The organism is Streptomyces sp. NPDC086147 (assembly GCF_040702165.1).
Lineage (GTDB): Bacteria > Actinomycetota > Actinomycetes > Streptomycetales > Streptomycetaceae > Streptomyces.
Genome location: NZ_JBFBJO010000061.1, coordinates 1 through 1,124, shown reverse-complemented (window position 1 = coordinate 1,124; position 1,124 = coordinate 1). Strand labels below are relative to the sequence as shown.

Here is a 1,124-nt window from a genome sequence, read left to right as displayed (position 1 = left end):
TACTGATCTTTTCTTTAGTTGCGTGGGGTTGATGGGTGGATGTTGAGGCCGGTGTGGGTGAGGAAGGACCAGGGCAGTTGAGGGTTGTTGTTGATGCGGTGGATGCCCTGTTCGGTGGCGTCGGCGACGTCGGCGAGGTGGTCGCCGGCGAGGTTGGCGAGCTCGCGTTTCTTCAGCGAGGACCACAGCAGTTCCACCGGGTTGAGCTCGGGCGCGTAGGCGGGTAACCGCTCCAGGGTGAGCCAGTCCTGCTCGTCGACCCAGGCCTGCATCGCCCGGCTCCAGTGAGCCGACAGCCCGTCCCACACCAGCACCACCCGCTCACCGCGGTAGAACACCTTCATCTGCTCCAGGACCTCGATGAGTGCGGTGGTGTCGTAGCTGCCGGGTTTGAGGTGGAAGCACAGGCGAGGCCCTCGCTCTGGATCGGCGGCGTTATATCCGAGGGCCGCGGCCATCGAGGCGCGTTTCCAGTTCAGCCGGTGTCGCAGGAGCGGGGTACGGCCGCGGGGCGCGTAGGTGCGGCGGACCTGCGGCAGCAGCGAGACGCCCGATTCGTCGAGGAAGACGATCCAGGCACGTGTGTTCACCGCCCCTTTTTGATCCGCGGCCACTCGTGCGCGATCCAGCGGGCGATCTCAGACTCGTCTCTTTCGACCGCACGTCGTTCGGGTCGCTGCAGGCTCCATCCGAGGCGGCCGGTCAACAGCCGCCACACCGACGCCTTCGACAGCGCCACCCCGGTCACCCGCTCAACCACCAGGCCGACCCGCTCCAGGGTCCACAGATCGGCCTCGAAACTATGCGCCTGGGCGCCTTTTTCCAGGGCGGCCCGCACCCGTTCGACCTGGGTATCGTCCAGCTTGGGCGGACGACCACTGGCCGGACGCCGACGCAAGGCGTCAGCGCCGCCCTCCTCCCACACCCGTCTCCACCGCCGCACACTCTCCTCGCTGACCCCCAGCATCCGCGCGATCTCGGCACCCGAACGCCCCTGATCGAACAGCTCGGCCGCCCGCACCCGCCGGGCCTCGGCCAACTGCGGCCGCGTCAAAGGAGGAACCACAGACGAAGGCTTGAAAGACACCACACCAGGATCCCACCAGCACGGCCGCCATACCCAT

General features: G+C 67.2%; 2 protein-coding genes. Both read right to left on the bottom strand.

Features of this window, described 5'->3' with window-relative positions; all coding sequences use genetic code 11:
* Window positions 1-14: 14 nt before the first annotated feature.
* Window positions 15-590, bottom strand: coding sequence for a transposase (locus AB0398_RS34295; RefSeq protein ID WP_366379586.1), 576 nt, complete (start codon window positions 588-590; stop codon window positions 15-17).
* Window positions 587-1,124, bottom strand: a 538-nt coding sequence (locus AB0398_RS34290; protein ID WP_366379585.1) for a winged helix-turn-helix domain-containing protein, incomplete at its 5' end; no start/stop codon positions are given. The genes AB0398_RS34295 and AB0398_RS34290, both read right to left, overlap by 4 nt.